General features: G+C 68.5%; 1 protein-coding gene. It reads right to left on the reverse strand.

Features of this window, described 5'->3' with window-relative positions; genetic code table 11:
* Positions 1-46: 46 nt before the first annotated feature.
* Positions 47-1218: IS256 family transposase (locus tag LQ326_RS47210; RefSeq protein WP_234545383.1), on the reverse strand; the 1172-nt coding region annotated here is incomplete at its 5' end.

The raw sequence follows: 1218 nt of genomic DNA on the forward strand, positions 1-1218 counted from the left end.
GCTGGAGTGGTGTATCGACGGCCACTCGGTGATCTCTTGTTTGAGGCTATGCGGTGAGTTCGGTGGGCATGACGGTGTCGTCGGTTTCTGACTCGATCGGGTGGAGGCGGGCCTTGGCCAGCAGGTCGAGTCCCATGTAACGGCGGGCCTCGGTCCACTCGTCGTTCTGCTCGGCCAGGACCGCGCCGACCAGGCGGATCAGCGCGGTGCGGTCGGGGAAGATGCCGACCACGTCGGTGCGACGCCTGATCTCCTTGTTCAGCCGTTCCTGCGGATTGTTGGACCAGATCTGCCGCCAGATCTCGCGCGGAAAGGCGGTGAAGGCCAGCACGTCGGCCTGCGCGGCGTCGAGATGTTCGGCGGCCTTGGGGAACTTCGCCTCCAGGGCGTCCAGGACGTGGCGCATCTGAGCCTTCACGGCGTCGGTGTCGGGTTGTTCGAAGATGGTCCGCAGCAGCGTTGCCACCCAGGGTTGTGCCGACTTGGGTACCTGGCTGAGCAGCGCGCGGGCGTAGTGGGTGCGGCATCGCTGCCAGCTCGCGCCGGGCAGGGTGGCGCCGATCGCGTTGACCAGGCCCATGTGGGCGTCGGAGATGACCAGTTGGACTCCGGACAGGCCGCGGGCGATCAGGGAGCGCAGGAAGGCGAGCCAGCCGGCGCCGTCCTCGGCGGTGGCGACGTCCAGGCCGAGGATCTCGCGGTGGCCGTCGGCGTTGACGCCGACCGCGATCAGCGCGTGGACGTTGATGATGCGGCCGCCCTCGCGGACCTTCTGGGTGAGCGCGTCGACCCAGACGAACGCGTAGGGGCCGGCGTCCAGAGGCCGGTTGCGGAACGCGGCGACCTGTTCGTCCAGGTGCTTGGCCATCGCGCTGACCTGGGACTTCGACAGCTGGGTCACCCCGAGGGACTCGGCGAGCTTCTCGACCCTGCGGGTGCTGACGCCCAGCAGGTAGGCGGTGGCGACCACCGAGATCAGGGCCTGCTCGGCTCGCCGGCGGCGTTCCAGCAGCCAGTGCGGGAAGTAGCTCCCGGACCTGAGCTTGGGGATGGCGAGTTCGACGGTGCCGGCCCTCGTGTCCCACTCGCGCGTGCGATAGCCGTTGCGATGGTTGACGCGTTCGTTGCTGACCTGGCCGTATTCGGCGTTGCAGAGGGCGTCGGCCTCGGCGGACATGAGTGCGTCGGCGGACGTCTTGACCATCGCGCGCAGCAGAC

It is taken from the genome of Streptomyces shenzhenensis, from assembly GCF_021462265.1.
GTDB classification, from domain to species: Bacteria; Actinomycetota; Actinomycetes; order Streptomycetales; family Streptomycetaceae; genus Streptomyces; species Streptomyces shenzhenensis.